Annotated in this window: 17 protein-coding genes; 10 read left to right on the top strand and 7 right to left on the bottom strand. The window is 47.5% G+C overall.

The window, feature by feature from the left end; all coding sequences use genetic code 11:
* Positions 1-50 precede the first annotated feature (50 nt).
* Positions 51-578, bottom strand: coding sequence for a hypothetical protein (locus BFP72_RS10505; RefSeq protein WP_143520034.1), 528 nt, complete (start codon positions 576-578; stop codon positions 51-53).
* A 111-nt stretch (positions 579-689) separates the two neighbouring features.
* The gene (katG, locus tag BFP72_RS10500) at positions 690-2894 is read right to left on the bottom strand and encodes a catalase/peroxidase HPI (RefSeq protein WP_099599095.1); all 2205 of its coding nucleotides are present in this window, start codon (positions 2892-2894) and stop codon (positions 690-692) included.
* A 290-nt stretch (positions 2895-3184) separates the two neighbouring features.
* Here katG and BFP72_RS10495 point away from each other — a divergent pair, with 290 nt between their 5' ends.
* Together BFP72_RS10495 and BFP72_RS10490 are read left to right on the top strand one after the other, a co-directional pair.
* Positions 3185-4399, top strand: coding sequence for a pectinesterase family protein (locus BFP72_RS10495; protein WP_099599094.1), 1215 nt, complete (start codon positions 3185-3187; stop codon positions 4397-4399).
* Positions 4400-4672: 273 nt separating this feature from the next.
* Positions 4673-5284 (top strand): fumarylacetoacetate hydrolase family protein, encoded by a 612-nt coding sequence (locus BFP72_RS10490; protein ID WP_099599093.1) that lies wholly within the window; start codon positions 4673-4675, stop codon positions 5282-5284.
* A gap of 80 nt (positions 5285-5364) precedes the next feature.
* Here the strand turns inward: BFP72_RS10490 and BFP72_RS10485 are convergent, their stop codons facing one another.
* From BFP72_RS10485 to BFP72_RS10470, 4 genes are all read right to left on the bottom strand, one after another.
* Positions 5365-6510 (bottom strand): aldose epimerase family protein, encoded by a 1146-nt coding sequence (locus BFP72_RS10485; protein WP_255397189.1) that lies wholly within the window; start codon positions 6508-6510, stop codon positions 5365-5367.
* Between the two features lie 27 nt (positions 6511-6537).
* Complete coding sequence (locus tag BFP72_RS10480; protein WP_099599091.1) at positions 6538-8406, bottom strand: sodium/solute symporter; 1869 nt, start codon at positions 8404-8406, stop codon at positions 6538-6540.
* A gap of 302 nt (positions 8407-8708) precedes the next feature.
* The gene (locus BFP72_RS10475; protein WP_099600754.1) at positions 8709-9596 is read right to left on the bottom strand and encodes an alpha/beta hydrolase; all 888 of its coding nucleotides are present in this window, start codon (positions 9594-9596) and stop codon (positions 8709-8711) included.
* Positions 9597-9600: 4 nt separating this feature from the next.
* The gene (locus tag BFP72_RS10470; RefSeq protein WP_099599090.1) at positions 9601-13782 is read right to left on the bottom strand and encodes a response regulator; all 4182 of its coding nucleotides are present in this window, start codon (positions 13780-13782) and stop codon (positions 9601-9603) included.
* A 214-nt stretch (positions 13783-13996) separates the two neighbouring features.
* Here BFP72_RS10470 and uxaC point away from each other — a divergent pair, with 214 nt between their 5' ends.
* From uxaC to BFP72_RS10435, 7 genes are all read left to right on the top strand, one after another.
* Positions 13997-15406, top strand: a complete 1410-nt coding sequence (gene uxaC / locus BFP72_RS10465; RefSeq protein WP_099599089.1) for a glucuronate isomerase — start codon at positions 13997-13999, stop codon at positions 15404-15406.
* 6 nt (positions 15407-15412) lie between these two features.
* Positions 15413-16444 (top strand): TRAP transporter substrate-binding protein, encoded by a 1032-nt coding sequence (locus BFP72_RS10460; RefSeq protein ID WP_099599088.1) that lies wholly within the window; start codon positions 15413-15415, stop codon positions 16442-16444.
* Positions 16428-16895: a TRAP transporter small permease gene (locus tag BFP72_RS10455; RefSeq protein ID WP_099599087.1), complete on the top strand. Its 468-nt coding sequence runs from the start codon at positions 16428-16430 to the stop codon at positions 16893-16895. Before BFP72_RS10460 ends, BFP72_RS10455 begins: the two co-directional genes overlap by 17 nt.
* 2 nt (positions 16896-16897) lie before the next feature.
* The gene (locus tag BFP72_RS10450) at positions 16898-18190 is read left to right on the top strand and encodes a TRAP transporter large permease (RefSeq protein WP_099599086.1); all 1293 of its coding nucleotides are present in this window, start codon (positions 16898-16900) and stop codon (positions 18188-18190) included.
* Positions 18191-18195: 5 nt separating this feature from the next.
* Positions 18196-19611, top strand: coding sequence for a tagaturonate reductase (locus tag BFP72_RS10445; RefSeq protein ID WP_099599085.1), 1416 nt, complete (start codon positions 18196-18198; stop codon positions 19609-19611).
* A gap of 11 nt (positions 19612-19622) precedes the next feature.
* On the top strand, positions 19623-21260 hold the full coding sequence (locus BFP72_RS10440; RefSeq protein ID WP_099599084.1) for a UxaA family hydrolase: 1638 nt from the start codon (positions 19623-19625) through the stop codon (positions 21258-21260).
* 160 nt (positions 21261-21420) lie between these two features.
* A complete protein-coding gene (locus BFP72_RS10435; RefSeq protein ID WP_099599083.1) occupies positions 21421-22335 on the top strand; it encodes a bestrophin family protein in 915 nt (304 codons plus the stop codon).
* On the opposite strand, the gene BFP72_RS10430 is transcribed toward BFP72_RS10435, so the two are convergent.
* Entirely contained in the window at positions 22323-23387 is a 1065-nt protein-coding gene (locus tag BFP72_RS10430; protein WP_099599082.1) for a Gfo/Idh/MocA family oxidoreductase, read from the bottom strand. The genes BFP72_RS10435 and BFP72_RS10430 overlap by 13 nt on opposite strands.
* Before the next feature lie 551 nt (positions 23388-23938).
* Between BFP72_RS10430 and BFP72_RS10425 the strand changes: the two genes are divergently transcribed.
* Complete coding sequence (locus tag BFP72_RS10425) at positions 23939-26422, top strand: glycoside hydrolase N-terminal domain-containing protein (RefSeq protein WP_099599081.1); 2484 nt, start codon at positions 23939-23941, stop codon at positions 26420-26422.
* The last annotated feature ends 52 nt before the right edge of the window (positions 26423-26474 follow it).

Below are 26474 nucleotides of genomic sequence, written 5' to 3'. Positions count from 1 at the left end.
AATATGTCCTATCGTTTGTATTGGAGGACAGAGGTGACTGCTTGGTCCATTTAGTTGGTATGGGAATCACCCCGTATGATTCGCATGGCGAGTGAGAAGGTGTCTTGGGTGAGAGGAGGTGTTTTTGGTTTTGCATTGGATTCGATCAGTGGCAGGCGTTGGATGGGGTAGTGACTGATCAAAAATTGATCGCACGCTAGGACCGTTTGGGAGAGAGGATTGAAAGGATCATTGGCCAGTGTGTGTGCCAGAGCTTTTTTGTATTGTTGGTAATGGTACCAGTGTGTAGACAGCTGGTTGATCGATTGGAAATATTGTGTGAGTGATGTTTGCTGGCCATGATAGAGCATCAGGTCATGGCGGTTGATTTGATCTAGGTTGGTTTGAGTATAGAGAGCCCAGAGTTTTAGAATGGACGTTTTGTTGGCTTTGGGGCTGGAGTAAAACAAATCCGAACGAAACCGAGTAGAGACCAGCATGACACGTCCAGAGGTGAGGGTTCTCATCATCGATTTGAAATCGGACAGATAGTGTCTGTCCAAAAAGAGGCGGTTGGCACTCTTTCTCAGTATAGTCATCAGATGTATCATAATCATGCAATAAGGCAAGGAACTATCAAAAAGCTCCTTGCACTGTGTTAGTCTTTCGTATCGAATGGAGTACGTTGGATGCCTGCGCATCCTTCAGACTCAATTGAGGTTAAACCGACCGAGGTTCATGACTTTGTCCCAAGCCGAGACAAAGTCCTTGACGAACTTGTCTTGCGAATCCTCACAGCCGTATACTTCTGCCAGTCCACGCAATTCCGAGTTGGAGCCGAATACCAGATCCGCACGAGTAGCAGTCCACTTCACTTTGCCGGTAGCACGCTCACGTCCTTCAAAAAGGCTCTCTTCGTCAGAAGTAGCCGACCAGAGTGTTTTCATGTCGAGTAAGTTGACAAAGAAATCATTGGTGAGGGTGCCTGGTTTGTCAGTAAACACCCCGTCCTTGGACTGATTGTAGTTCGCTCCCAATACACGCATGCCTCCGACGAGCACGGTCATTTCGGGTGCGGTCAGTGTCAATAGTTGAGCCTTATCTACCAGTAGCTCTTCTGTGGATACCGCGAACTGCTTCTTCTGGTAGTTGCGGAATCCGTCTGCTACAGGCTCTAGGAAGGCGAATGATTCAACCTCTGTGTCTTCCTGTGTAGCATCCATGCGTCCAGGAGTGAATGGTACAGTCAGCGAGTGTCCTGCATCCTTGGCTGCTTTTTCTACCCCTGCACATCCCGCTAGGACGATGAGGTCGGCCAGTGATACTTTTTTGCCAGTATTCTCAAACTCCTTTTGGATTCCTTCTAGGATACCAAGTACCTTGGATAACTCAGAGGGGTTGTTGGCTTCCCAGTATTTTTGAGGAGCGAGCCGGATACGTGCTCCGTTGGCCCCACCACGCATGTCTGATCCACGGTAGGTCGATGCGGAGGCCCAGGCAGTACTGACGAGCTGTGAGACAGAGAGTCCAGAAGCCAATACCTTGCTTTTGAGGCTTGCAATTTCTTGTTCGCCGATGAGTTCGTGATCTACTGCAGGGATTGGGTCCTGCCATAGGAGCTCTTCGCTGGGTACTTCTGGCCCCAAATAGCGCTCACGAGGGCCCATGTCACGGTGGGTCAATTTGAACCAAGCGCGTGCAAAGGCGTCTTCAAATTGATCCGGGTTTTCATAGAATCGACGCGATATTTTTTCGTAGGCTGGGTCGAATCGTAGCGACAAGTCTGTCGTAAGCATCGTCGGCGCGTGCCGCTTTGATTTGTCAAAAGCGTCGGGGATTGAGTCTTTGCCAGCCCCATCTTTGGCAATCCATTGGTGCGCTCCTGCGGGACTTTTGGTGAGCTCCCATTCGTACCCAAAGAGATTCCAAAAGAAGTTGTTGCTCCAGCGAGTCGGTGTAGATGTCCAAGTGACTTCTGGACCTCCAGTGATGGTGTCTCCGGCTTTGCCACTGCCGTAGCTACTGGTCCAACCCAGTCCTTGTTCTGCTATACCGGCAGCTTCTGGTTCGGGACCTACGAGGGCAGCGTCTCCTGCACCGTGCGTTTTGCCAAAGGTATGTCCTCCTGCGATGAGTGCGACTGTTTCTTCGTCGTTCATGGCCATACGGCCAAAAGTCTCCCGAATATCCTTGGCTGCAGCAATGGGGTCAGGGTTGCCGTTGGGGCCTTCTGGGTTGACATAGATCAGTCCCATCTGTACTGCGGCGAGTGGGTTTTCAAGATCGCGATCACCTGTGTAGCGCTTGTCACCGAGCCATTCGGATTCTGCTCCCCAGTAGATGTCTTCTTCGGGTTGCCAGACGTCCTCACGCCCTCCTGCAAATCCGAAGGTCTTGAATCCCATGGACTCGAGCGCGACGTTTCCTGTCAGTATCATCAAGTCTGCCCATGATATTTTGTTGCCGTATTTTTGTTTGATGGGCCAAAGTAGTCGACGAGCTTTGTCCAAGTTGGCATTGTCGGGCCAGCTATTGAGTGGAGCATATCGTTGGCTGCCACTGCCTGCACCACCGCGCCCATCTCCTGCTCGATAGGTACCTGCACTGTGCCAAGCCATACGGATAAACAAGGGACCGTAGTGTCCAAAATCTGCGGGCCACCAGTCCTGTGAGTCGGTCATCAGGTCAGTGAGGTCTTTTTTGATTGCAGTCAGGTCTAAGCTTTCGAAGGCTTCCTTGTAGTTGAACCCTTCGTCCATCGGGTTGGACAATGTGGAGTGTTGCCGTAGGATGTTTAATTTCAGTTGATTGGGCCACCAGTCCTGGTTTTTGCTACCACCACCTGCACCGTGTGCTAGGGTGCCGTGCATGAAGGGACATTTGCCATTTCCATCTGTGCTTGGATTGTTTTCCATGGTTATTGTTTTATTGGTTGTGAATAATACGCTTTGTGAATCATCCTGTTGGAACGTGCATCGTTTAGACTGTGTCACGCCAGTAGGTTTGTTATCAATTTACGGAATATTGCTCGGGATTAGAAGTCTCGTTTTATGATTTTGCCTATTGGCGTATTGAAAATTTCTATTGCGTCCATGTAGCTCTTCGAATCATAGGTGGAGATGTTCGGGGCTAGCCGTATTTCGTATTGACTATTCATTTTTGAACATTTTTTCACTTAAGAGGTGAAATTCCTTAGGTTCACGGGATGAAGTCTATATGGATCGGATTGTTTGTTGTCATGAGCATACTGTCGGGCAAGGCCCAAAGCCATGTCGATGTGACGGTGGCTCAGGATGGTAGTGGGGACTACCAGACCATCACGGAGGCCTTGGAGCATCTGCCGATGTTTACCTACGAACGAGTAGTTGTTTTTATCAAAAATGGGCGTTACGAAGAGAAAATTCGAATCACTCGGGACAATTTGACTTTGGTAGGAGAGAGTCGTGACAGCACGGTGATTGCCTATAGTCAGTTGCGCTCTGATTGGGACGCTCACCCTGATGTGGTGGGTATGGCAGTGGTCAATGTCCACGCCGATGATTTGGTGTTGAAAAACCTGACGATCCTTAATACCCAGCCTGAGATTGGGCCACATGCTTTTGCGATACACGGTGTAGGGACTCGAACGATATTGGATCATTGTGATGTGCGTAGCAAGGGAGGGGATACCGTGTCTCTCTGGAATTACAAGGATGGGATGTACTATCACAGAGACTGTGTATTTGTGGGAGCTGTGGATTTTGTATGCCCTAGAGGGTGGTGCTACATCGACCGCTCGAGCTTTTACGAAGTGAAGCCTACTGCTTCGATATGGCATGCTGCCCCGTTGAATCCTCGACAGAAATTTGTGATCAAAAACTCTTCCTTTGATGGTGTTCAGGGCTTTCAATTGGGACGTCATCACTACGAAGCTCAGTTTTACTTGATCGATTGTCAGTACAGCGAGCGGATGGCTGATCAGCCGATCTATCGTGTGACCTATCCTGATCAGCCAGCACGTGATCGGCCCTACATTTGGGGAGAGCGCAAGTATTTTTATGGTTCGGACCAACCAGGTGATTCGTACGGGTGGTTGGAGGATAACCTTGCTGGGGTAGATAGCCTCACTGCGGCATGGACGTTTGATCAGTTGTGGTATCCAGAGCGAATGGAAGTTCCGAGATGCCTCGGTGTAGAAATAGAAGAGGGACAATTGGTGCTCTACTTTGAAGAAGAAATGACCGTACGAGGAGAACTAGTTCTTGAGATTGCAAGTGGCCAGCGGTTTGAGTTTGCGGAAGGCAGAGGCCGACGTACGCTCAAATTTGTAGGAGGGGATGAGAACATGGATTTTTCCAGACTCAGCATCGTGTCGGGGAGTCTTTTGCCCACCAGGGCCTATCTCGATGAACGTGTGCTTGACGGAGAGATTGAATGGTAGGGGTTTCTCAATGGGACAAATTTATCAACGAGCTGCAGCTGTTTCATTCTTTGAGAGGCGGTACCGCATCAATGTCAGGTCTGGGAGAGAATGAAAAAAGTATTGAAACCTTGGGCGATCCCTGATTTTTGAATTTTGTTGGATTGATGTGAGTGAACCAAAGAATTTCATGTTCACTTGCCTGTTCTGGGTTAAAAATAGCGTCAATTTTGACACTGTGATTGCAGGAGTGGGATAGTGGACTATTTTTGCGACAGAAAAACAGACAAGACTATGATTATAATTGGAATCGGCAAAAACTACGTGAACAGTGTAGAAGAAATGCCTTCGCCAAAGTGGCAACCGATCATCTTTACCAAACCTGAAACGACCCTATTGACTGGAAATGCTCCTTTTGAGATTCCTGCGGTGTCTGAGAATGTGGCTTACGAAGTGGAGCTGGCATTCAAGATATCCAAACAAGGCAAGAATATCAGTGAAGCAGCGGCTTTGGAATATGTCGATGCAGTAGCAGTTTCGATTGACTTTACGGCCAAGGACGTGCTCTCACAGAGCCGTGAAGGCAAAGGCCCATGGGCTTTGGCCAAAGGCTTTGATGGAGCGACTCCAATATCGGAGTTTTTGCCTTTGTCACAATTCAAGGAGATTGATGAGATCAATTTCGCATTGGATCTCAACGGCGAGCGTGTACAAACTGGTCATTCGTCGCTCATGGTATACAAGCTGCCTGAGATCATTGCATATGTGTCGCAGTTTATGACGCTCAACCCTGGGGATATCATCCTATCAGGCACACCTGCACACGGTGTAGGAGCTGTCAAGGCAGGAGATCAACTGACTGCCACGCTAGAGGGAGAGAGCCTCCTAGTGTTTGACGTCAAGTAATGAGCAGTAGCTCCCGTAGTACAAAACAAGAAAAGGCTGTCTCTAGAGACAGCCTTTTCTTGTTTTGATGGTGCAGTGTTTTATTCTTTGATGGAAAACTCGTAGACGGTTTTCGTGTAGTATTCTTGCCCTGGCTCGAGTACTGTGGTAGGGAACTGGCTTTGGTTTGGAGAGTCGGGGAAATGTTGAGTTTCCAAGCACAGCCCACTCCGTTGGTTGTATTTGATGTTGCCTTTGCCCGTCAAGGTGCCATCTAGGAAGTTGCCACTATAGAATTGCACACCTGGTTCTGTTGTATGGATTTTGAGTACACGACCACTTGTAGCTTCGTAGACCATCCCTCCATATTTGAGGGCTTTGGTTGTGTCTGTGTAGACCCAGCAGTGGTCATAGCCTCCACCGTATCGGATTTGTGGATGCTCGTCGTTGATCCCTTGACCGATAGCGGTGAGTTTTTGGAAGTCGAATGGAGTACCGGCTACTGATGTCAGTTCACCCGTAGGGATGAGTGTCTCGTTGACCGGCACGAACTTCGAAGCAGGCAACTCTAGTTGATGATCGAGTACCGTAGTGGTAGGGTTGCCGGAGAGGTTGAAGTACGAATGGTTCGTCAAATTCACGACGGTCTTTTTGTTGGTAGTAGCCTTGTACTCTAGTATGAGCTGGTTCGCATTGGTGAGGGTGTAGGTGACTTCACACTGGAGATCGCCAGGATAGCCTTCTTCTCCGTCGAGACTCATGCGCTTGAGTAGTACGCCTATACCGTCTTCGGTTTCGAAGCTTTCTGAGTACCATACTTTTTGGTCAAAACCTTTGAGCCCTCCGTGAAGGTGGTTTTTTCCGTCATTGGCGGATAAAGTGTATTCCGTATCGTCTAATGAAAATTTAGCATCTCCGATTCGGTTGCCGTAGCGCCCAATGAGTGCACCGAAGAAGGGAGAGTTGTTGAGGTAGCTCTCGAAATGGTCAAAACCCAAGACAATGTCTTCGAACTCTCCGTTCTTGTCAATGACAGAGAGTGAAGTGATGATACCGCCATAGTTGGTCACTTGCATACTTGTCCCTTTGCTGTTTTGGAGGGTGTATAGCAGAGCTTTTCGACCGTCGGATAGTGTGCCGTATTCTTCTTTAGATACGGACAGTTGTGAAGCGGTTTCTTGTTTGGTGCTGGAGCATCCCCACCAGCAGAGGGAGATGAGGCACGCTGTGATTATGTTTTTCATCATATAGTTGTTTTAGTCTGTATAAAGGTATTACCAAAATATGCCATATAGAAAGGCCACAATGATTAGGATACCTAGGGCACCTACATTGAATCCGACACTCGTGTCAAAGAGCGTTTTGGGGTTTTCAAGTTTCAATGCCTTGGGGTCTTCGATATCAATCTTGAAGTTGGTGTAAAAGATGATACCTAGCATGAGGAGTAGTACACCAAGCATGAGGATGGATTCTACCCCGAGATGACTCATCGATACGCTGAATACCGCACCAATAAGTAGACACAGTGCGCCGAGTATCATGAGGATGTAGGCACTTTTCATAGAGAGTTTTTTGACATCAGGATCAGCGCTTGGAGACTGTATTTTTACACCTTTGTCCAAGAAGCTGATGACCGAGGCTATTGTGCATAGGATCATGAATACATATCCCATACGCATGATGAACGGAATCTCGGGTAGAGCCAGTTTGATCACGATACCAATCGGAATCGTCAGGATGGTAGTCCAGAGTGCTGCTTTGGAAGTCATTTGTTTCCAGAACAAGCCCATGGCAAAAACGACTACTACGCCTGGGTAGATGAAGCCCGTGTACTCTTGGATGTATTGGAAGACTTGATCCAGGTTGCTGAGCATCGGTGCGACTGAGATGGCTATGACCAAGGCTACCACAGCAGCTAGTCTGCCGACTAGGACCAAGGTCTTGTTGGAAGCCTCTTTGTTGAAAAATTCTTTGTAGATATCCATCGTAAAGATGGTGGAGGTGCTGTTGATCATTGATGCCAGCGAGGATACGATCGCTGCAGCGAGCGCCGCGAAGGCCAACCCTCTGATGCCTGTAGGTACGAAGTTTTTGAGTAACCATGGATAGGCCTCGTCGGATTTTCCGATGATGCCTATGGCCTCTACGGGTTTGCCGATGATCACTGAGAGTTCTTCGGGAGTGAAGTGGTTGACGAGTACATAGGCCGTGATTCCTGGAATCACCACTAGCAACGGTACGAGTACTTTGAGATACCCAGCGAAAATCAAGCCTTTTTTGGCTTCATTGATAGATTTGGCAGCCAATCCTTTTTGGATGATGTACTGGTTGAATCCCCAGTAACCGAGGTTGGTTAGCCACATCGCGCCAAATAGTACAGCGACCCCTGGTAGGTCGTTGAATGTGTCTTTGAACCCGCCAGATCCATCAGGTACCATGGAGGAGCCTCGCTCGATGACCATATGAAAATGGTGTGAGGTTTTTTCATAGATGATTCCAAAGCCATCCATGACGCTCCCTGCGCCTACAGCTTCCAAAGCGAGGAAAGTGGTGAAGAGCCCTCCTATCACTAGAAAAACTACTTGGATGACATCCGTCCAGGCGACAGAGGACATTCCTCCGTAGATGGAATAAACCCCTGAGAATACCAATAGACCTACTATGCCATAGATCAAGGGCACGCCTATGATGTTTTCTAGAGCTAGTGCCCCGAGGTAACTGACCGAGGTGAGATTGACAAATACGTAAACCAACAACCAAAATATGGCAAAGAATGAGCTTACCGATCGATTGAATCGCTGATTGATGAACTGTGGCATGGTATAGATTTTCTTTTCGAGGAAAATCGGTAGGAAGTATTTGGCGACCACTATGAGGGTCACTGCAGCGATCCATTCGTAGGCGGCTATGGCGAGACCGATGGCATAGCCCGACCCAGACATGGCGATGAAGTGCTCGGCGGAGATGTTTGCTGCAATGAGCGATGCACCGACGGCCCACCACGTGAGTGAGTTGCCAGCGAGGAAGTATTCGTTGGCCGTTTTTTCTTGCCCTTTTTTTGGTTTAGAAACCCATAGCCCTAAGCCGATGATGACCAGACAGTAGATTCCAAAGACAACATAGTCTAATGTAGAAAATCCCATTTTGATTTGATTTAGTCCTTAATAATTTTTTCATGCCGAGTAGTGATGCACGTCTATGCACGACTTCCTCATGCCAAAATCACTTTCGGCATTTGTACGATTCAAATATATGCAAATTATATAAAAGTGTATTATGTACACTTAATAAAATGACAAGGAAATTGGAATTGAGGGTGCATGGGAATTGTACTATCGGGTACAGGGTAGAGATTTAGGAGAGAGTCATGATGATGCTACCTTTTTGAGGGGTGTCTAGGCATGTAGGATGACCCTTCGTTTGTGACGTATAGGTGATCGGCCGCTTAGAGCTGCTGGAGCCACTCGATCAATCGGTCTGTCCAACTGGAGAGATGGGGGTGTTGACGTGCAAAACCATACCCATGGCCTCCAGTTGGGTACAGGTGCATTTCGGTGGGGATTTGATGCTGGAGTAGTGCTTGATACATTTGGAGGCTGTTTTCTACAGGTACAGCAGTGTCATCTTGGCTATGGACTAGAAAGGTCGGAGGGGTTTCTGCTGAGACTTGTTGCTCGTTGGAGTACTCTTGTATCAAAGCAGCGTCGGGCATTTCGCCAAGGAGATTGGTACGGGACCCCATATGGGTATAGTTTTTTTGCATGGTGATGACGGGATAGATTAGAGCCATGAAGTCTGGACGTGTCGCTTTGTCAAAGTGGGTACCCAAAGTAGAGGCGAGGTGTCCTCCGGCCGAAAAACCCATGATCCCCACCTGGTTTGGATCGATGTTCCATGCTTGGGCATGTGTGCGAATTAGGGTGATGCCTTGCTTGGCATCCATCAGTGGAGAGAGGTGAGGCGTGAGGTTGGAGTCGTCTTCGGGAAGGCGATATTTGAGGACAATCCCTGCTATTCCATAGCCATTGAGCCATTTGGCAAAGTCCGTTCCTTCTTTGTCATAAGCAAGGATGCCATAGCCTCCGCCAGGGCAGATCAATACAGCTTGACCTGTTGCATTTCCATGGCTCGGGAGGTACACCTCGATGCTAGGGTTGCGTACATTTTTAATTCTTTGCGTATCGGTGTATTCAGATTCTTCCTTCAGTTTGGATTCTTTTTCGTTTGGGATTTGCTCTGGCCAGAGTAGTAGGGTGTGTTGTTGCGCTTGCATACTGCTTGCAAAAATAAGACAAAATAGGAGTGAAGCGAAGTATCGAAGCTTGGTGCGCATGGTGTTATTTTTTGGAGATTTCACTTTCTGGATTTTGCACAAATTGGGTTGGAGAGATGCCAAACTCGTTTTTGAATGCCCTAGTGAAGGAGTTGGGCAAGTCGTACCCGACCATGTACCCTACTTGGGAGACATTGATTTTGTCTTGAGCGAGCAGTTGTTTGGCGCGCGTCAATCTAAAGGATTTGAGCAATTCTACGGGTTTTTTGCCAGTCAATTGTTTGACCTTTCGGATGAAGTGCATGTGACTCATGTTGACCAGTTCACACATTTTGCTGACGTCAAACTGCGCATCGGACACATTTTCCTCTAACAGAGAAGAGAGCTTGTGGAGAAACTCTTCGTCGACCGAGGTGACTTTGATGTCCTTGGGTTTGAAGTTGAGGTTTTCAGCGTATTTGGTCTTGAGTTTTTCACGTGAGTCGAGCAGGTTTTGTACACGAGTCAGTAGGAGGTCTGGATCAAAGGGCTTCACGATGTAGGAGTCTGCACCTGAGGCATAGCCTTCGATGCGTTTGCTGTCCATGGCCATGGCAGTCAAGAGGATGACAGGGATATGACTCACCGTCGAGTCTGACTTGATTTTTTCGCACAGTGTGATGCCATCTACTTTGGGCATCATGATGTCACTGACGACTAGATCGATGTATTCGCGTCCCATCAGTTCAGCTCCCTGTGCTCCGTTGTTGGCGGAGAGGATGTTGTAGAAGGGTGCGAGTAGTGACTTGATGAAGAGGAGCATGTCTCTGTTGTCTTCCACGACAAGGACAGTCGCTTTTTCTTTGTCTTTTGGTGTACTGTTCTCGTTGTTGAGACTGAGTTCATCCTCTAGTCGATAGGTCTCTGAGGGGTGTGGTTGGGTGAAGCTAGAGACGAAATCTTTCTCTGTCTTGAGGTGCTCATTGGTAGCGGGACCTGGCAAGTTTTCGGGGATGAAGACGGTGAATTTGGTGCCTTTGCCCATTTCACTCTCTACTTTGATATTGCCCTTGTGTGCTTCGATGAGGTCCTTGATGTAAGAGAGACCTATGCCACTGTTTTCTTGCTTGGGTTCCACGTCGTTGTGCCCGATTGCAAAACGCTCAAAGATTTTATCAATGACATCACTGTCCAGCCCCGTCCCGTTGTCTTCGACGACTATTCGGATAAACTCCAAATCGCTGTCTTTCATCAAGTATTTTTCGGCCTGAAGGATGTGTACTTTGATCGAGCCGTCTTTGGGGGTATGCTTGAAAGCATTGGAGATTAGGTTGAATAGGATTTTCTCGATTTTGTCTTGGTCAAAAAATATCGTCAGCTTCTCAAAATCCGAATGGAACTGCAGATGTATGTCTCGGTCCATGGCTTGATTGGTAAACAGGTCTTTGATTCCTGCGGCAAAGGCTACAATGTCGTTTTCGGCTAAGGTCAGGTCCAAGTTGCCTGCCTCGATGCGTCGGACTTCTAGCAATTGGTTGATGAGCTTCTGAAGGCGCAGTGCATTTTGTTTGATGAGGTTGTAGAAATTGTGCTGACTTGCTTGTTTGGGGGTGTCTTTGGATAGCTTTTCGATAGGGCCGAGGATCAAACTCAACGGCGTACGAAACTCGTGTGTGATGTTGGTGAAGAATTTTACTTTTGCATGCGAGAGTTCTTCGATTTTAAGTACGGCTTCTTCGAGCGAATCTTTCTGTTTTTGTACTTCGATGTTTTTGCTTTCTAGTTCGAGGTTGGTGGATTGTAGGGAGAGGTTTAAGGTTTCGAGGATCTGCTGCTTTTTGAAGATGACATACATCGAATAGAGGATCACCATCAACAGCGAACCAATCAGCAGGATGAACCAAAGTTGTTTCCATACTGGAGGAGAGACTGTGAAGTCAATGCGTGCAGGAGTGGGGTCGATGTTGCCTTCCGAATCCATGGCTCGTACCTCGAAGGTATAGTCGCCATTGACCAAACCTAAAAAGGTATGGTTGGTTTGGTTGCTAAACTGGGACCAAGGTTGATCGTTGAGGCGGTACGAAAAGCTTAAGTTTTCGGCACTGACCTTGTTGAAGAAATGTCGTCCAGACCAGAATATACTGGTGTTGCCTGAGTTGTCGACTGTTTTCGAGTAGACCTCAATGGAGGACTGGGGAGGGATGCTGTCTTTGATGAAGCGAAAGGCATTGAACTTGCTTTTGATGGGGTCGCTAGGTTCTCTGCCCGTGTATACGCGCCGTTTCCATTCGCGAAGGCAGCGGCTCACCCAGATTTCGTTGAGATCGTTGCTTTTGATCGTGCCTCCCTCGTAGGAGAGCGTCAGGTGATCTGGGAAGATGTGGTTGGTCCACACTTGCCCGTTGAAATAACTGATGTCTTTGTCTGTGGCCAACCATATTTCTCCTTTTGTGGGGCTGGTGGTGAGACTGATGATGTTGTTGCTGACGAGTCCATCACTGATGGTATAGTTGGTCCACTGATCGTTTTTGTAGACATAGAGGCCATGCTGACGTGATCCGACGTAGAGTGTTCCGTTTTCGTCACCGTGGACATCATTGACGAAATCATTCAGACTGGGATTGGCCAGGTAGTTCCATGATTCCTTGTCGAAATAGCACAGTCCTGTACCGCCGATCCAGATGTCTCCATTTTTGGATTGAGTGATGCCGTATGCGTTGAGTTGATTGAGACCATTGGTGCGGCCCTTGTGGTAGATGATCTTGCGGTAGTCACTCTGGGGGTTGACGATTTGAGCTACTCCTCCAGATTGCCCACGATCCAAGTATACATCCGAACTTCCCCCCAGCCAGATCGAGCCGTCGTTGGATTCGTAGATGGCACGGTAGTCTACCCCCCAGGAGAGAGAGTCTAGTCGTATCCTGTTCCAATGGCCGTTTTTGATGAATCCTGTCGCTGCAACTCCTTCGTGACTGCCCGTGACCCAAACGTGATCCTTGGAGTCAGCGTAGAGGCTCACGGGATTATCGATGAGTCCGTCCTTGTGCGTGTATTTGCGCCAGTTGTCTCCGGATTGCTCGATGGCATTGCCGTCGAAATCAATGAACCATGTGCTGCCGTTGTCTTGACGACACTGGTAGTTGAGCCCGAGGTAGGTGAGCCATTTGTCATAGGAGAGGTCTACACGTGACACGGAGGATTGCATCTCATAGATCCATAGTTTGGAGTTGTCCTCAGAGTGGAGTTCGATGTGACCGTAGGGGATTTTGAAGTTCTCTGAGCTGTATTTGGTCCAGTTGCCGTGGAGATCTAGTGCGTAAAGGTTGCCGATTCCACTGATCCATATTTTGCCGTCTTCGGTTTCGGTGATGCTCTCTGAGTACTCATCATCTCCAAATAGTTTGCCGTAGGGGATCTTGTTCCATTTGTTGTTTTTGAAGCATAGTGCAGGGATTTTATTGGACTTGTTGACAATCCAAATGTCGTCTCGTGAGTCACGCATGATGTTTTGTTCGTACCCGATATCCAGGTTGTAGTAGTTGCTGAACAGACCATAGCTGGTGATGTGGTTGGCTAATATTTCTGATTCGGTAAACATCATGATGTCTCCAATTTCGTCTTCCAACACGTAGGTGATGGGGATCCATAGCTCTCCCTCCGATACTTCGAATATGTCCGAGATGTTGTCAAACTGCCCCTTGTACAGAAGGTTGTCTGGGAGGAGGACTACTTGAAAGTCCGTATAGTCGGCTTCTAGTTTGTTGGCTTTGGTATTGGTCGTCAGCATATAGGTTTGGTCCGGGGTGATGAATAGTACGCCGAGGGAGGTCGCACAGACGAGGTTGCCGCTTTGAAGTTGGCGAATGGTTTCAAACTTGATTCCTGATTTGGCATTGAGCGGAGCGACGTTTTTCCAGTTTTCGTCTTCCAAGAGGTAGAGTCCGTGGGCTGTCGCCGCATAGACCTGCTGGTCTCTATCTACGAATATCTTTTGGACGGGCTTGTTGTCCAAACCATTGTCTTCGGTATAGTACTTCCAATCGTACCCATCATAGAGGACAATGCTAGAGTCTAACCCGAACCAGAAGTGATTTTTTTCGGTGATGGAGGCGATGCAGCGGACGCCTTGATTGTCGAGCTCAGGAAAAAATGCAAAACGCCACTCTTCGAGCATAGGGTCAGCGATGTTTGGCTCGTAGGGTTCGACGGCATGACTGTCGAAAACAACAAACAATAGTATCCCGAATAATATGTCCTTTAGCCTCATCAATGCGTCCTTTCTTCTCAATATAGCCTTTGATCATAGATCAATTCCAATTATAGGCAAATTAATTATTATTCTGAATCTCGGCGCTTGGATGAATAGGGAATGGTAAAAAATGAATATTTCGTGAGGGGTGGTAGGTATAGTTTTGTTGCAGGTAAAATTCGCCTTGTTTCGACAAGAATAGACTGAAAACTACCACAAAAACGAAGAGATTATGACGAATGAATTTATACACGACGATTTTTTGTTGCAAAGTGACACAGCAAAGATTTTGTACCACGACTATGCCAAAGAATTACCTATAGTAGACTATCACTGTCACTTGCCTCCCAAGGACATTGCAGAAAATAGGAAGTTTGGCAATCTGACAGAGATATGGCTGGGAGGAGACCATTACAAGTGGAGAGCCATGCGTACATTGGGTGTCAACGAGAAGTACATCACCGGTGATGCGAGTGATTATGAGAAGTTTGAAAAGTGGGCCTATACTACTCCATATACCATGCGAAACCCACTCTATCACTGGAGTCATTTGGAACTCAAGCGGTATTTTGGGATTGATAAATTGTTGAGTCCGGCCACTGCCCGAGAGATCTATGAAGAGTGTAATGCCCAATTGGCAACTGATGACTTGTCGGTGCATGGGATTCAGAAAAAGATGAATGTAGAATTGGTCTGTACAGTAGAAGACCCGTTGGATGATTTGGTCTATCACAAACAACTGAAAACAGAAGGTTATGGAGTCAATATCCTGACGACATTCAGACCTGATGCAGTCTTAAATATCGATGACGCAGCATTCTTTGATGGCTATTTGTCCAAGTTGGAGCAAGTCTCAGGGGTCAAGATTACAGATTTTGATTCGCTCATGGATGCGATGAAGTCTCGTGTACAGTACTACCACGATACGGGATGTAGATTGTCTGATCATGGCTTAGAGGAGTTGTATTCGGTGGAATTCAGTGGGGCATCAGTCGATGCAGCTATCCAAGCGTCACGTTCTGGCAAGGCGATCAGTGGGGCACAGATACTCGAGTACAAGTCCGCGGTGTTGTTTCACTTGGGCAAGCTTTATCATGAGTTTGGTTGGACACAATTGTTTCATCTCGGAGCACTGCGCAATACCAATTCTCGTCTCAACCGGGTATTAGGCGCTGATTGTGGGGTGGATTCGATTGGTGATTTTAAGAATGCACAAAACATGGCGAGGTTCTTCAACCGTCTGGACAATGAAGACAAACTCACCAAGACGATCATTTTCAATCTCAATCCAGCGGACAATGAGATTTTTGCGACCATGATTGGCAATTTCAACGATGGATCAATCAAAGCGAAGATCAACTTTGGACCCGGGTGGTGGTTTTTGGATCAAAAGGATGGTATGGAAAAGCAGCTCAATGCCTTGTCCAATATGAGTTTGATCAGTCAGTTTATCGGGATGGTGACCGACTCGCGTAGCTTCTTGAGCTATCCAAGACATGAGTATTTTCGTCGTACGCTGTGCAACTTGATCGGTGAGGATGTAAAGAAAGGTGAACTGCCAAATGACATAGAGTGGTTGGGTAAATTGGTGAGTGACATGTGTTATTACAATGCCAAAAATTACTTTGGCTTTGGCAACTAAAAGACCATGATAACAAATGCAAAGAGTAGAAGGATAGGATGGAGTTGGGTGCTGTTGCTTTGTTTTTTGGCGTCATGCCAAATACAAAGTGAAGTGAGAGTCATCAAAGTGGCCCATGCCTTGGCAGATTCTCATCCAGTACACAAGGGAATCTTGGAGATGCAACGGGCACTGGAAGAAGTGTCTGGAGGCAAGATGCAGATGAAAATATACTCCAACGGACAGCTCGGCAAAGAGCGAGAGTTGATGGAACTGCTGCAGATAGGGAGTTTGGATATGACTAAGGTGTCGGCGGGCGTTTTAGAAAATTTCGTACCCGAATTTAAGGTGCTCACTTTACCGTACTTGTTTGAGGATTCGGTACACATGGCCAATGTTCTGGATGGTGAGATTGGCAAGAAGTTGCTGGTCAAGGCAGAAGAATACAACCTACACGGGGTGTGTTTTTACGATGCGGGGACACGTAGTTTCTATACCAAGTCTCGGCCGATCAATTCTCCGGAGGATTTGGTTGGCATGAAGATCCGTGTGATGAACAGCCAGTCGGCGTTTGATATGGTCAACGCACTGGGAGGATCACCTACACCGGTTTCATTCGGCGAGTTGTATACGGCATTGGAGCAGGGAATCGTCGATGGAGCGGAAAACAATCCCCCGAGTTTTTATACCTCGAGGCACTATGAAATTTGCAAGTATTATTCGATTGATGAGCATACGGCTGTGCCAGATGTGCTGCTGATGAGCACTTTTCTTTGGTCACGTTTGTCTGATCAGGAGAAGGAGTGGTTGCAAGCGGCGACTGATCAGTCGGTCAAGTACCAAAAGCAGGTATGGTACGATTCGGTGCAGGAGTATCTCAAAGAGGTACAAGAAGCGGGTGTCACTGTACTGTACCCGGACAAGGCTCCGTTTGAAGCAAAAGTACAGGGACTGTATCGGTCCTTTGAAAGTGATCCCAAATTGCAAGAACTCATCGAGCAAATAAAGGCTTTGGGAGAGGAAGATCAAATCGTAGAAGAAGATGAAACTGAGAGCTAAAATAGATAAGGTGTTGGAAGTAGCCTTGAGCTTGCTCATGGGTTTTATGGTGTTGAATGTGCTGTGGCAGGTTGGATCGAGGTATCTGCTCAATAGTCCTAGTACGTTCACCGATGAGGTGTCACGCTACGCATTGATATGGGTAGGATTGCTAGGAGCAGCGTATGCCTGTGGCAAAGGAATGCATGTTTCGATCGAATTGTTGGAACAGAAGCTGTCGGACAAGAAGAGGCGCATACAGCGCTACATGATTGATGCATTGGTGCTGCTGTTTGCAGTGCTGGCGCTAGTGATAGGAGGGATGCGTCTGATGCTCATTACATTCGAGCTTGGACAGACGTCCTCGGCGATACAGATACCACTGGGGTATATCTATGCTGTGGTGCCCTTGAGTGGTTTTTTGATATGCTACTACTCGATTTCCAACATGTTGAATTACACGAAAAAATAACGATGGAAAATTTAGAAATATATGTGCTCGTAGGGAGCTTCGTGTTCTTTTTGGCGATAGGGATGCCCGTGGCCTTTGGGGTAGGACTGTCTTCGCTATTGGCGATTTTGGTCAATATCGAGTCGATACCGGCTTTTACGACCATTGCGCAACGGATGGCTACAGGTTTGGATAGCTTTTCGTTGTTGGCGATACCATTTTTTGTTTTGGCAGGCCAAATCATGAATCAAGGAGGGATAGCCAAGCGGCTGATTGCTTTTGCCAAGGCTCTTGTGGGGTCATTTCCAGGAGGGTTGGCTTATGTCAACATCATCGGTGCGATGCTATTTGGGGCAATCTCTGGATCTGCTATGGCTGCAGTATCCGCGATAGGTGGAGCGCTAGGGCCGCAGATGGAAAAGGAAGGGTATGAGAAGTCCTACGGCGCAGCGGTCAACATCGCTTCGTCTACTACTGGGCTAGTGATCCCGCCATCCAATATCCTGATTGTGTATTCCTTGGCTAGCGGTGGGGCTTCTATCGCTGCACTGTTTTTGGCGGGGTATATCCCCGGATTGTTGATCGGTTTGGGGCTGATGATCGTAGCTTTTGTTTATGCCAAACGAAAGAATTACCCTCGTGGGGAAAAGCTATCCTTGAAGACACTGCTGTATACATTTGTAGACGCACTGCCGAGTCTACTGATGCTGGTGGTGATCATCGGGGGGATTGTGATTGGGATTTTTACAGCGACAGAGGCTTCTGGTATTGCGGTATTGTACACGTTGGTGTTGGCCGGGATATACAAGGAACTCTCTTTTGCCAAAATCCAATCTATTGCGATCAATTCGGTCAGTACGACTGCTGTAGTGATGCTGCTGATTGGCTGTTCGATGAGTATGTCATGGGTGATGGCCTATGCAGACATTCCTCAGACGGTGACTTCTGCGCTATTGAGTGTTTCAGAAAATAAAATTATCATCTTGTTGTTGATCAACTTGATCTTGTTGGCGGTAGGTATATTCATGGATATGACACCTGCCGTTTTGATTTTCACACCGATATTTTTGCCAGTGGTGACGGCATTGGGCATGGATCCTGTACACTTCGGGATTGTGATGGTGATGAATTTGTGCATAGGGCTTTGTACACCACCAGTAGGGTCGGTATTGTTTGTGGGGATAGGCGTAGCAGGTATCTCGCTCGAAAAAGTCATCAAACCATTGATCCCATTATTTATCGTCATGATAGCTGTCTTGCTGGCGGTGACGTATATCCCTGCACTTAGTATGTTTTTACCAGGACTATTTAATTGATTAGAATGAAAGAATTGAAGAGAGAAAATACGAACGTTTCGGCATTGCCAGTCAAAGTACTCCAGTTTGGCGAGGGGAATTTCCTTCGGGCTTTTACGGATTGGATGATAGATATCATGAACAAAGAAGGCGACTACCAGCACGGTATCGCAGTAGTACAGCCAATCAATCAAGGGATTGTACATATGCTCAAAGCGCAGGATGGCCTGTATCATCATATCCTTCGAGGGCTCAAGGACGGCCAACCACATACAGAGACTCGTCTCATCGACGCGATTCAGGTAGCGATCAACCCTTTTGAGCAAGAGGCAGAATACAAGGCTCTCGGGGTATCTGAAGATTTGGAATTGGTCATCTCCAACACCACCGAAGCGGGCATTGTGTTCAACGAAGAAGATACTCTTCCCGAGCGTGGTTTGCCGATTACTTTTCCTGGTAAGGTGACGCTCTTGCTCTGGGAAAGATACCAACACTACCAAGGAGCAGAAGACAAGGGGTTGAGTTTTATCCCTGTCGAGTTGATTGATAAGAATGGCCAGAAACTCAAAGAAGCGATCTTGCAGTACGCTGAGTTGTGGGCTTTGCCGGCAGAGTTTGTTGCTTGGGTGGAGCATCACAACTACTTTGCGAATACCCTGGTGGACCGTATTGTGCCAGGATACCCTAAAGACGAGATTGCAGAGATTCAAGCATCTGTAGGGTTTCAGGACAATTTGGTCGTGGCATCTGAGATTTTTCACCTGTGGGTGATGGAGGCTCCTGCCAAAATCCAAGAGCAGTTTCCTGCGGATAAATATGGTCTCAATGTCATTTATACGGACAACCAAGCACCATATCGCACGCGAAAAGTTCGTGTGCTCAACGGTGCGCACACCAGTATGGTCCCCGTAGGATTGTTGCATGGGATTGAGACGGTGATGGATACGGTGGAGGATGACAAAGTAGGAGCCTTTGTCCAGCAGATCATCTATGACGAGATCCTGCCGACCATTGATTTGCCTGCAGACGAGCTCAGTGAGTTTGCAGGGCAGGTGATCGAACGGTTCAAGAATCCATTCATCAGGCATGAATTGAAATCGATTTCTTTGAATTCTATTCCAAAATTTAAAGTACGGGTCTTGCCGACGATTTTGGATTATATCGATCGCAAAGGGGAGTTGCCAGCAGGCCTCGTGACGGCTTTTAGTTATCTGATTGCGCTGTACCTATCGGCTGATTTTGAGATCAAAGATGATCAAAATGTCATGGATTTTTTCCATGAGTTGAGAAAAGAAAAAGCAAGCGAATCAGCGATTGTGGAGCGAGTGTTGGGACAGGTGGAGTTCTGGGATCAAGACTTGAATCAAATCGCTGGGTTGCCAACCAAGATGATAGAGGTACTGACTGCTGTCAATGCAGGCAAGACCATTGATCAACTGTAAGAAAAGCAAAGATGAATAAAGCAATAACAATCAATCCCGACGACAACATTGCCGTAGCACTGACCGACCTCCCCAAAGGAGAAGCTGTCACGGTCAATGGTCAATCGCTGGTGCTCAAGGTGGACGTGTCTGCCAAGCACAAGTTCGCTCTGAATGATCTAGCTACTGGCGATGAGATGTATATGTATGGTTTGGTCGTAGGTACGGCCAACGGTCCAATAGCCCAAGGCGAAGCGATCACTGTAGGCAATACGACGCACAAAGCGACGACCTTTTCGGAGACCAAGACGAGTGAGCCTGTATGGACAGCACCGAATGTGTCGCAGTTCGAGGGACGTACGTTCAATGGGTACCATCGAGCCGATGGGCAAGTGGGGACAGCCAATAATTGGCTGGTGTTTCCGATGGTTTTTTGTGAGAATAGAAATATCTCTACCATCAAGAGAGCCTTTGAAAAAGCTCTCGGGTACGAAAAAGAAGACCCCTATACTCGACTCGTTGAGAACATGGTCAGCAGTCATGCCAACGGTCAGACAATCGATGGACTGACTCTAGAAAAACAGGCAGAAACGCAGAGTGATAGCCCGTTTAAAAATGTGAAAATTAAGTTTATCACGCATCAAGCTGGTTGTGGAGGGACGCGTCAGGATAGTGACACACTGTGCCGTCTATTGGCGGGCTATCTCAACAATCCCAATGTGGCAGGTGCTACTGTCTTGAGTTTGGGGTGTCAAAATGCGCAAACGAACATACTGGATGAAGCCATCGCTGCGTTGAATCCTGAATTTAGTAAACCAGTACTGTACTTTGACCAGCAGTCGACAGGTAGTGAGACGGAGTTGCTTGAGAATGCCATCAAAGGCACCTTCAAACAACTGGTCGAAGCGGAGAAGTTGGAACGAAAGCCAGCGCCCTTGTCTAAGTTGGCGATTGGACTGGAGTGTGGCGGTTCGGATGGGTTTTCGGGGATATCTGCCAATCCTGCACTGGGACATGTGTCTGATCTCATGGCAGCCCTCGGAGGCAAGGCTATACTCAGTGAGTTTCCTGAATTGTGTGGGGTAGAGCAGGTACTCATCAATCGTATGACCAAAGATGAGCTCCCAGGCAAGTTTGCGCACTTGATGCGGAGCTACTCGGATGCTGCCGAGGCGGTAGGCTCTGGTTTTGATATGAATCCGTCTCCTGGCAACATCAAGGATGGACTGATCACCGATGCGATGAAAAGTGCCGGAGCAGCCAAGAAAGGAGGGAATTCTCCAGTCAATGATATTTTGGATTATACAGAGTATGTCAAAGAAAGCGGACTCAGTCTGCTGTGCACGCCTGGCAATGATGTCGAGTCTACGACTGGACTGGTAGGGTCAGGAGCCAATGTAGTCTTGTTTACCACTGGATTGGGGACGCCTACTGGCAACCCTGTCGCTCCGATCATCAAGGTGTCTTCGAATACCAAGATGGCTGAGCGAATGGCCGACATCATCGATATCAATACGGGACCCGTAATCGAGGGAACCAAGACCATAGAGGAAATGGGGAATGATATCTTGGAGTACGTGATCCAAGTGGCAAGCGGTGAAGTTGAGGCAAAGGCGGACATATTGAGACAAGAAGACTTTATTCCGTGGAAGCGGGGTATTTCCCTGTAAGGATTAGGCCGAATTGTTCACTTTGAAAAAGGAGTCATCTACTAGGGGACTCCTTTTTTGTTTTGTGTACCGCGCAAAATATGGAGGTATAAAAATCACTATCTATAGAGGGTATTGATCTATCCCACCTATTTTTGACGTTTTCAAAAAAAAGATAGGTATGATAATTAACAAGCGCATTCCTCTGAAGTACTGGTTCTCGTTGATCAAGTATCAACTCCCGTTTATCGTAGTGATATCGGCGGGATTGTCTTATGCAGATCAGTTTATAGAGCCAGTACTGGGGTTGAAGTTCCCCCTCATGCCAATGACGATTCCCTCTATCTTAGGTACTTTGATCACATTGGTTTTGGCTTTTAAGATGGCACAGTCGTACGACCGTTGGTGGGAAGCGCGAAAAATATGGGGTGAAATAGTCAATGATTCTAGAGCCTTCATTCGAGAGGTTTCATTCCTGATGACAGAGGATAGTTCAGCGAATCATGCTCTCAGAGATGTGATGATTACCAATCTCATTGGTTGGTGCTATGCGCTTGCCTATAGTCTACGTGGCATCACTGGGACGAGTCATAATCCATACTTGTCTCCAAGTCAACAAGAAGAGCTTGATAAAATAGATCACAACACGCCCAATGCGATGCTGTATCAAATGATGAGCAATGTGAAGATCGCCTATGACAAAGGGTATGTGACGGACTACCAGCAAATCCGCTTGGCTAGTACCATCAATGATATCAGTGTAGCAATGGGCAAGTCGGAGCGCATCAAGCACACTGTTTTTCCGAAACTCTATACCAAAGCAATTGACATATCCATCTGGGCGTTTATGGTGATTTTTCCGTTGGCATTTCGTGACAACAACGAGTACATTGAATTCCCAATTGTCACAGCGGTATGTTCGATGTTCTTTATGCTGGCTAACCTCGCCAAGGATCTCAAGGATCCCTTTGAGAACCGTCCCACAGACATTTCCATGCTGGCCATCGTTCGTAATATCGAAATATTCGGACTCAAGGTCATGAACAAGAAGGACATCCCTGCTCCATTGGAAGCGGAGAAGTTCTACATCATGTAAGTAAGCACATCCAATGGAACTCGCACCCCTTTGGTGTGGCTCTCGATGGCAGCCTCGAGGATGCGCAGTACGTCGAGAGATTGTTCGGGTGCGACGACCAGTGGGGATTGTTGGCGAATCGCTGCGGCGATGTTGTCGTAGTAGGCATTGTAGTCGCCAGGGATCGACTCGATGCGTCCTGTAAAGTGTAGTCCATCTTTTTCTGTATTGAGCTTACCCCATTGCTTTTTGGGTTCGGCACCCCAATCGGCATGGTTGGGAGACTTGCCTGATTTGAGGTCATCCTCTTGTACATCCATGCCCCACTTGAGGAATGAGCCCATCGTGCCATGCAGAGCATAGCGAGGACCTTCTTCGCGTACAAGATAACTTGCCTTGAGTGTGACAGAGAGGCCATCGTACTTTAGGTTGAGGGTGTAGTAATCGTCTGCTTTGCCTCCACTGCGCTGAATACCAATTTCTGCAAAGACGCTTTGGGGCATGCCGAATAGATCGTAGGCCTGATCTGCCATGTGTGCGCCGAGGTTGTAGAGGATCTCCGCACCTGTGATGGATTCTTCCTTCCATGTATTGGGTTTGAGGAAGTTGCGGTAGCGGTCAAAGTGCGATTCGAAACTGACGAGCCGGCCGAGCAACTCGTTTTGGACTACTTTTTTGACTGTAAGGTAGTCACTGTCCCAGCGACGGTTTTGAAACACACTCAGGACACACCGCTTTTCTTTGGCTAGAGCGATGAGTTCTGCCGCTTGATGACTGTGTATGGTGAAGGGTTTTTCAACGACGACATGTTTCCTTGCGAGGAGTGCCTGTTTACAAAAATCAAAATGAGTGCTGTCGGGTGTATTGACAATCACGAGCTCGATGGAGGGGTCAGCTAGCAGTGCATCGTAGCTTGTGACAATGTGTATATGTGGGTAGATATCTTTGGCCCCTTTGGGGCTTCTTTCGACAATGGAGTGAAGATCAAACGATGAATTGGCGTGTAGCAGCGGCGCGTGAAACACCAAGCCAGACATGCCGAACGAAGCGACTCCTGTTTTGATTTTTTTCATGGGCTAAAGATAAGGAAACTGGATGGGAATGGTCCACCAATGACTCATGCGAGTGCGCGCGGAGGTTGTTTTATAAGAAAACAGTAAGGGATTTCAAACAATGAATATTGAATCACGAAGTGATCTATTGGATCCATCCCGCAGAAGCACATAATGATCCTTAGAAATTCACCAAAGGAGGTCTCGCAAAGTATGGCTTGTGTAAAAAAAAGCCGGTGATTTTCGTCACCGGCCCTAATAGTAATTAGTCAATTAATCAATCATTCTTTCAATATGATTAGCGATCATCAACTTAGATCTGCTTTATTCTCGAATAACAATGGAGATACATTCCCTAGGTGGAAGTACTGCATGTTTGAAGCAGTCTTTAAAGCTACAAAAAACTTGTTAAAAAACATTTGTTACCTAAGGACGATTCATTTTTTAACCCTAGAATTTTACCTTACCTTCTAAATTGCCCGATCAAAGTGTAGGTAGTAGAGGTTTGGGAAGGCCAGATGATCACTGCACATCAAAGATTGTTTGAAGACTAAAGACTATTAATTGCTGAAATGAGATTAACCAATATTCTGTTCGTGGCTGTTTTGTTTGTGTATGGCTCGTTTTCGTGTGAAGAAGAGAAAGACGAATTGCAGAAACTACCCCATTTGTTGCATTACTCCACACACGCGACGAAGTGGACGGATGCTCTGCCTATCGGCAATGGGAGCTTCGGAGCGATGATATACGGCAATCCCTGGAACGATACACTCAAACTCAATCATGATACTTTTTGGCGCGGAGGACCTTCGGATTGGAACAACCCCAAGGCGGTGGCATTCAAACCTCTGGTGGTTCAAGCACTCAAAGCAGACCAACATGATCTAGCGGATAGTCTCATTCGTCAGATGCAGGGCAAGGATACCGAACCTTATCAGCCACTGGCAGACCTAGTGATACATTATCCTGAGGGAGAAGTGACCAATTACAACAGGGGATTGGATATTCAGGATGCGATCTATGAGCAGGTCTACCAAAAAGAGGGCGTAACATTTGTTCAAAAGAGTATCGCGAGCTATCCAGATGACGTGATCGCGATGCAATGGAGTGCGGACAAACCTGGACATATTAGCTTTGAAGTGGGATTCAGTAGCCGTGTGTTGCACAAAGTGCGAGTGGAAGATGAGTTGTTGAAAATCCGCTGCAAGGTATGGAGTGATACGACCTGGGATCGCGAAGGAATGGAGGCAGAAGTGTGGCTAAAAATCATATCAAAAGGCGGGGAGCTGGTGGAGACTGACTCGAGCTTGATCTTGAAAAATGCCGATGAAGCACTGATGCTGTTGAGTTGTGGGACTAGTTTCAACGGACGATTCAAATCTCCTGGTTTCGACGGGGTTGATCCGAGGGTTGCAGCAGCGGATCGATTGGCCAAAGCTCAGGGTAGAAGTTTTGAGGAACTCAATGCAATACACCGCGAAGACTATCGAGCACTCTATGATCGTGTACAATTGATACTGGATGGGGCCGACTCTGTAACCACTCGAGACACAGATCAACGCATCGATGCGTATGCAGAGACGCAGGATCAGGGGATGGTGGAATTGTTGTTCAACTACGGTCGATACTTGTTGTTGGCATCTTCCCGTGAGGGGAGTCAGCCTGCACATCTACAAGGGATTTGGTCCAAATACATCTACCCACCGTGGCGTTCCAACTACACCATCAACATCAATACGGAGATGAACTACTGGCCTGCTGAGGTGACGAACCTCAGCGAGACGACAGAGCCTTTGTTGTCGTTTGTTCATGACTTGGCTAAGAATGGAAAAGTGACAGCTCGCACCAACTACGGCTTGGATGGTTGGGTGGCGCATCACAATTCGGACCTCTGGGCACAGACTGGTCCCGTGGCAGGTGATCCGATGTGGTCCAATTGGACAATGGGGGGAGTCTGGTTGATGTCCCACGTGTTTGAGCATTATTATTATACTGGAGACAAGGAGTTTTTGAAATCCTACTTGCCCGAAATCAAGGGAGCCGCACAATTTGTGATTGGCATGTTGGAACGCAACGGTGGCGGCTACCTCGAACCTGCTTTTGGCACTTCGCCCGAAAATCAGTTTTTGAGCGAAAGCGGCAAGCCGGTAAGTGTATCCAAAGGGACCGCCATGGATGTGACGATGACGCGGGAGATTTTGGTGCGATGCAAAGCAACCTTGGAGTTGTTTGACCCTTCGAATTCCTTCGTCAAAACTCTCGATGAAAACATAGCACAGTTGCGGCCACTCAAGATCGGTGAGGACGCTACCTTGCTCGAATGGGACAAGGCTTATACCGAAAACGACCCTCGGCACAGGCATGTGTCGCACCTCTATGGGCTGCACCCTGGCAATCAAATCAATCTGTGGGATACACCGGAGCTGTTTGCTGCTACGCGAAACTCGCTCCTCAAGCGTGGGGATGAAGCGACAGGCTGGTCCATGGGGTGGAAAATCAATCTATGGGCGAGACTGCTAGATGGGGATCATGCCCTGAAAATCATGAATAACCTGATCAAGACCGCTGATCTCGAAGGAGAGAAGTGGGATCGGCCAGGCTTGTATGGCAATTTGTTCGATGCACATCCTCCGTTTCAGATTGACGGCAATTTTGGCTTTACGGCAGGGGTAGCAGAGATGCTCATGCAGTCGCATGCAGGCGCGGTACATATATTGCCAGCTTTGCCATCTGGCTGGGAGCAGGGGCAAATCAAAGGACTCAAAGCTCGTGGTGGGTATGAAGTGGATTTGAATTGGTCTGAGGGACGTTTGGTTTCTGGGGTTGTACATTCCTCACTGGGGGGAGTATGCCGTCTGCGCTCGGAATGGCCGCTACAGCTAGCGGGGGCTCGTGATGCTACGGGAGATTGTCCCAATCCACTCATGCTGCCTATTTTATCTGTCAAGCCGATTTTGGACAAAGAGACCGTACTGCCCGAGGTGGAGTTGAAGAAATACTATCTCTATGACTTGGATACGCAAGCTGGGGGAGAATATACTTTTGAAGCGCTCTAATACCTTGAAAGTTGCTCAAAAAGGGTTATTTTTCGTTTTGAATTACAACCAC

The organism is Reichenbachiella sp. 5M10 (assembly GCF_002742335.1).
Lineage (GTDB): Bacteria > Bacteroidota > Bacteroidia > Cytophagales > Cyclobacteriaceae > Reichenbachiella.
This window is presented reverse-complemented; position numbering and strand designations above follow the sequence as displayed.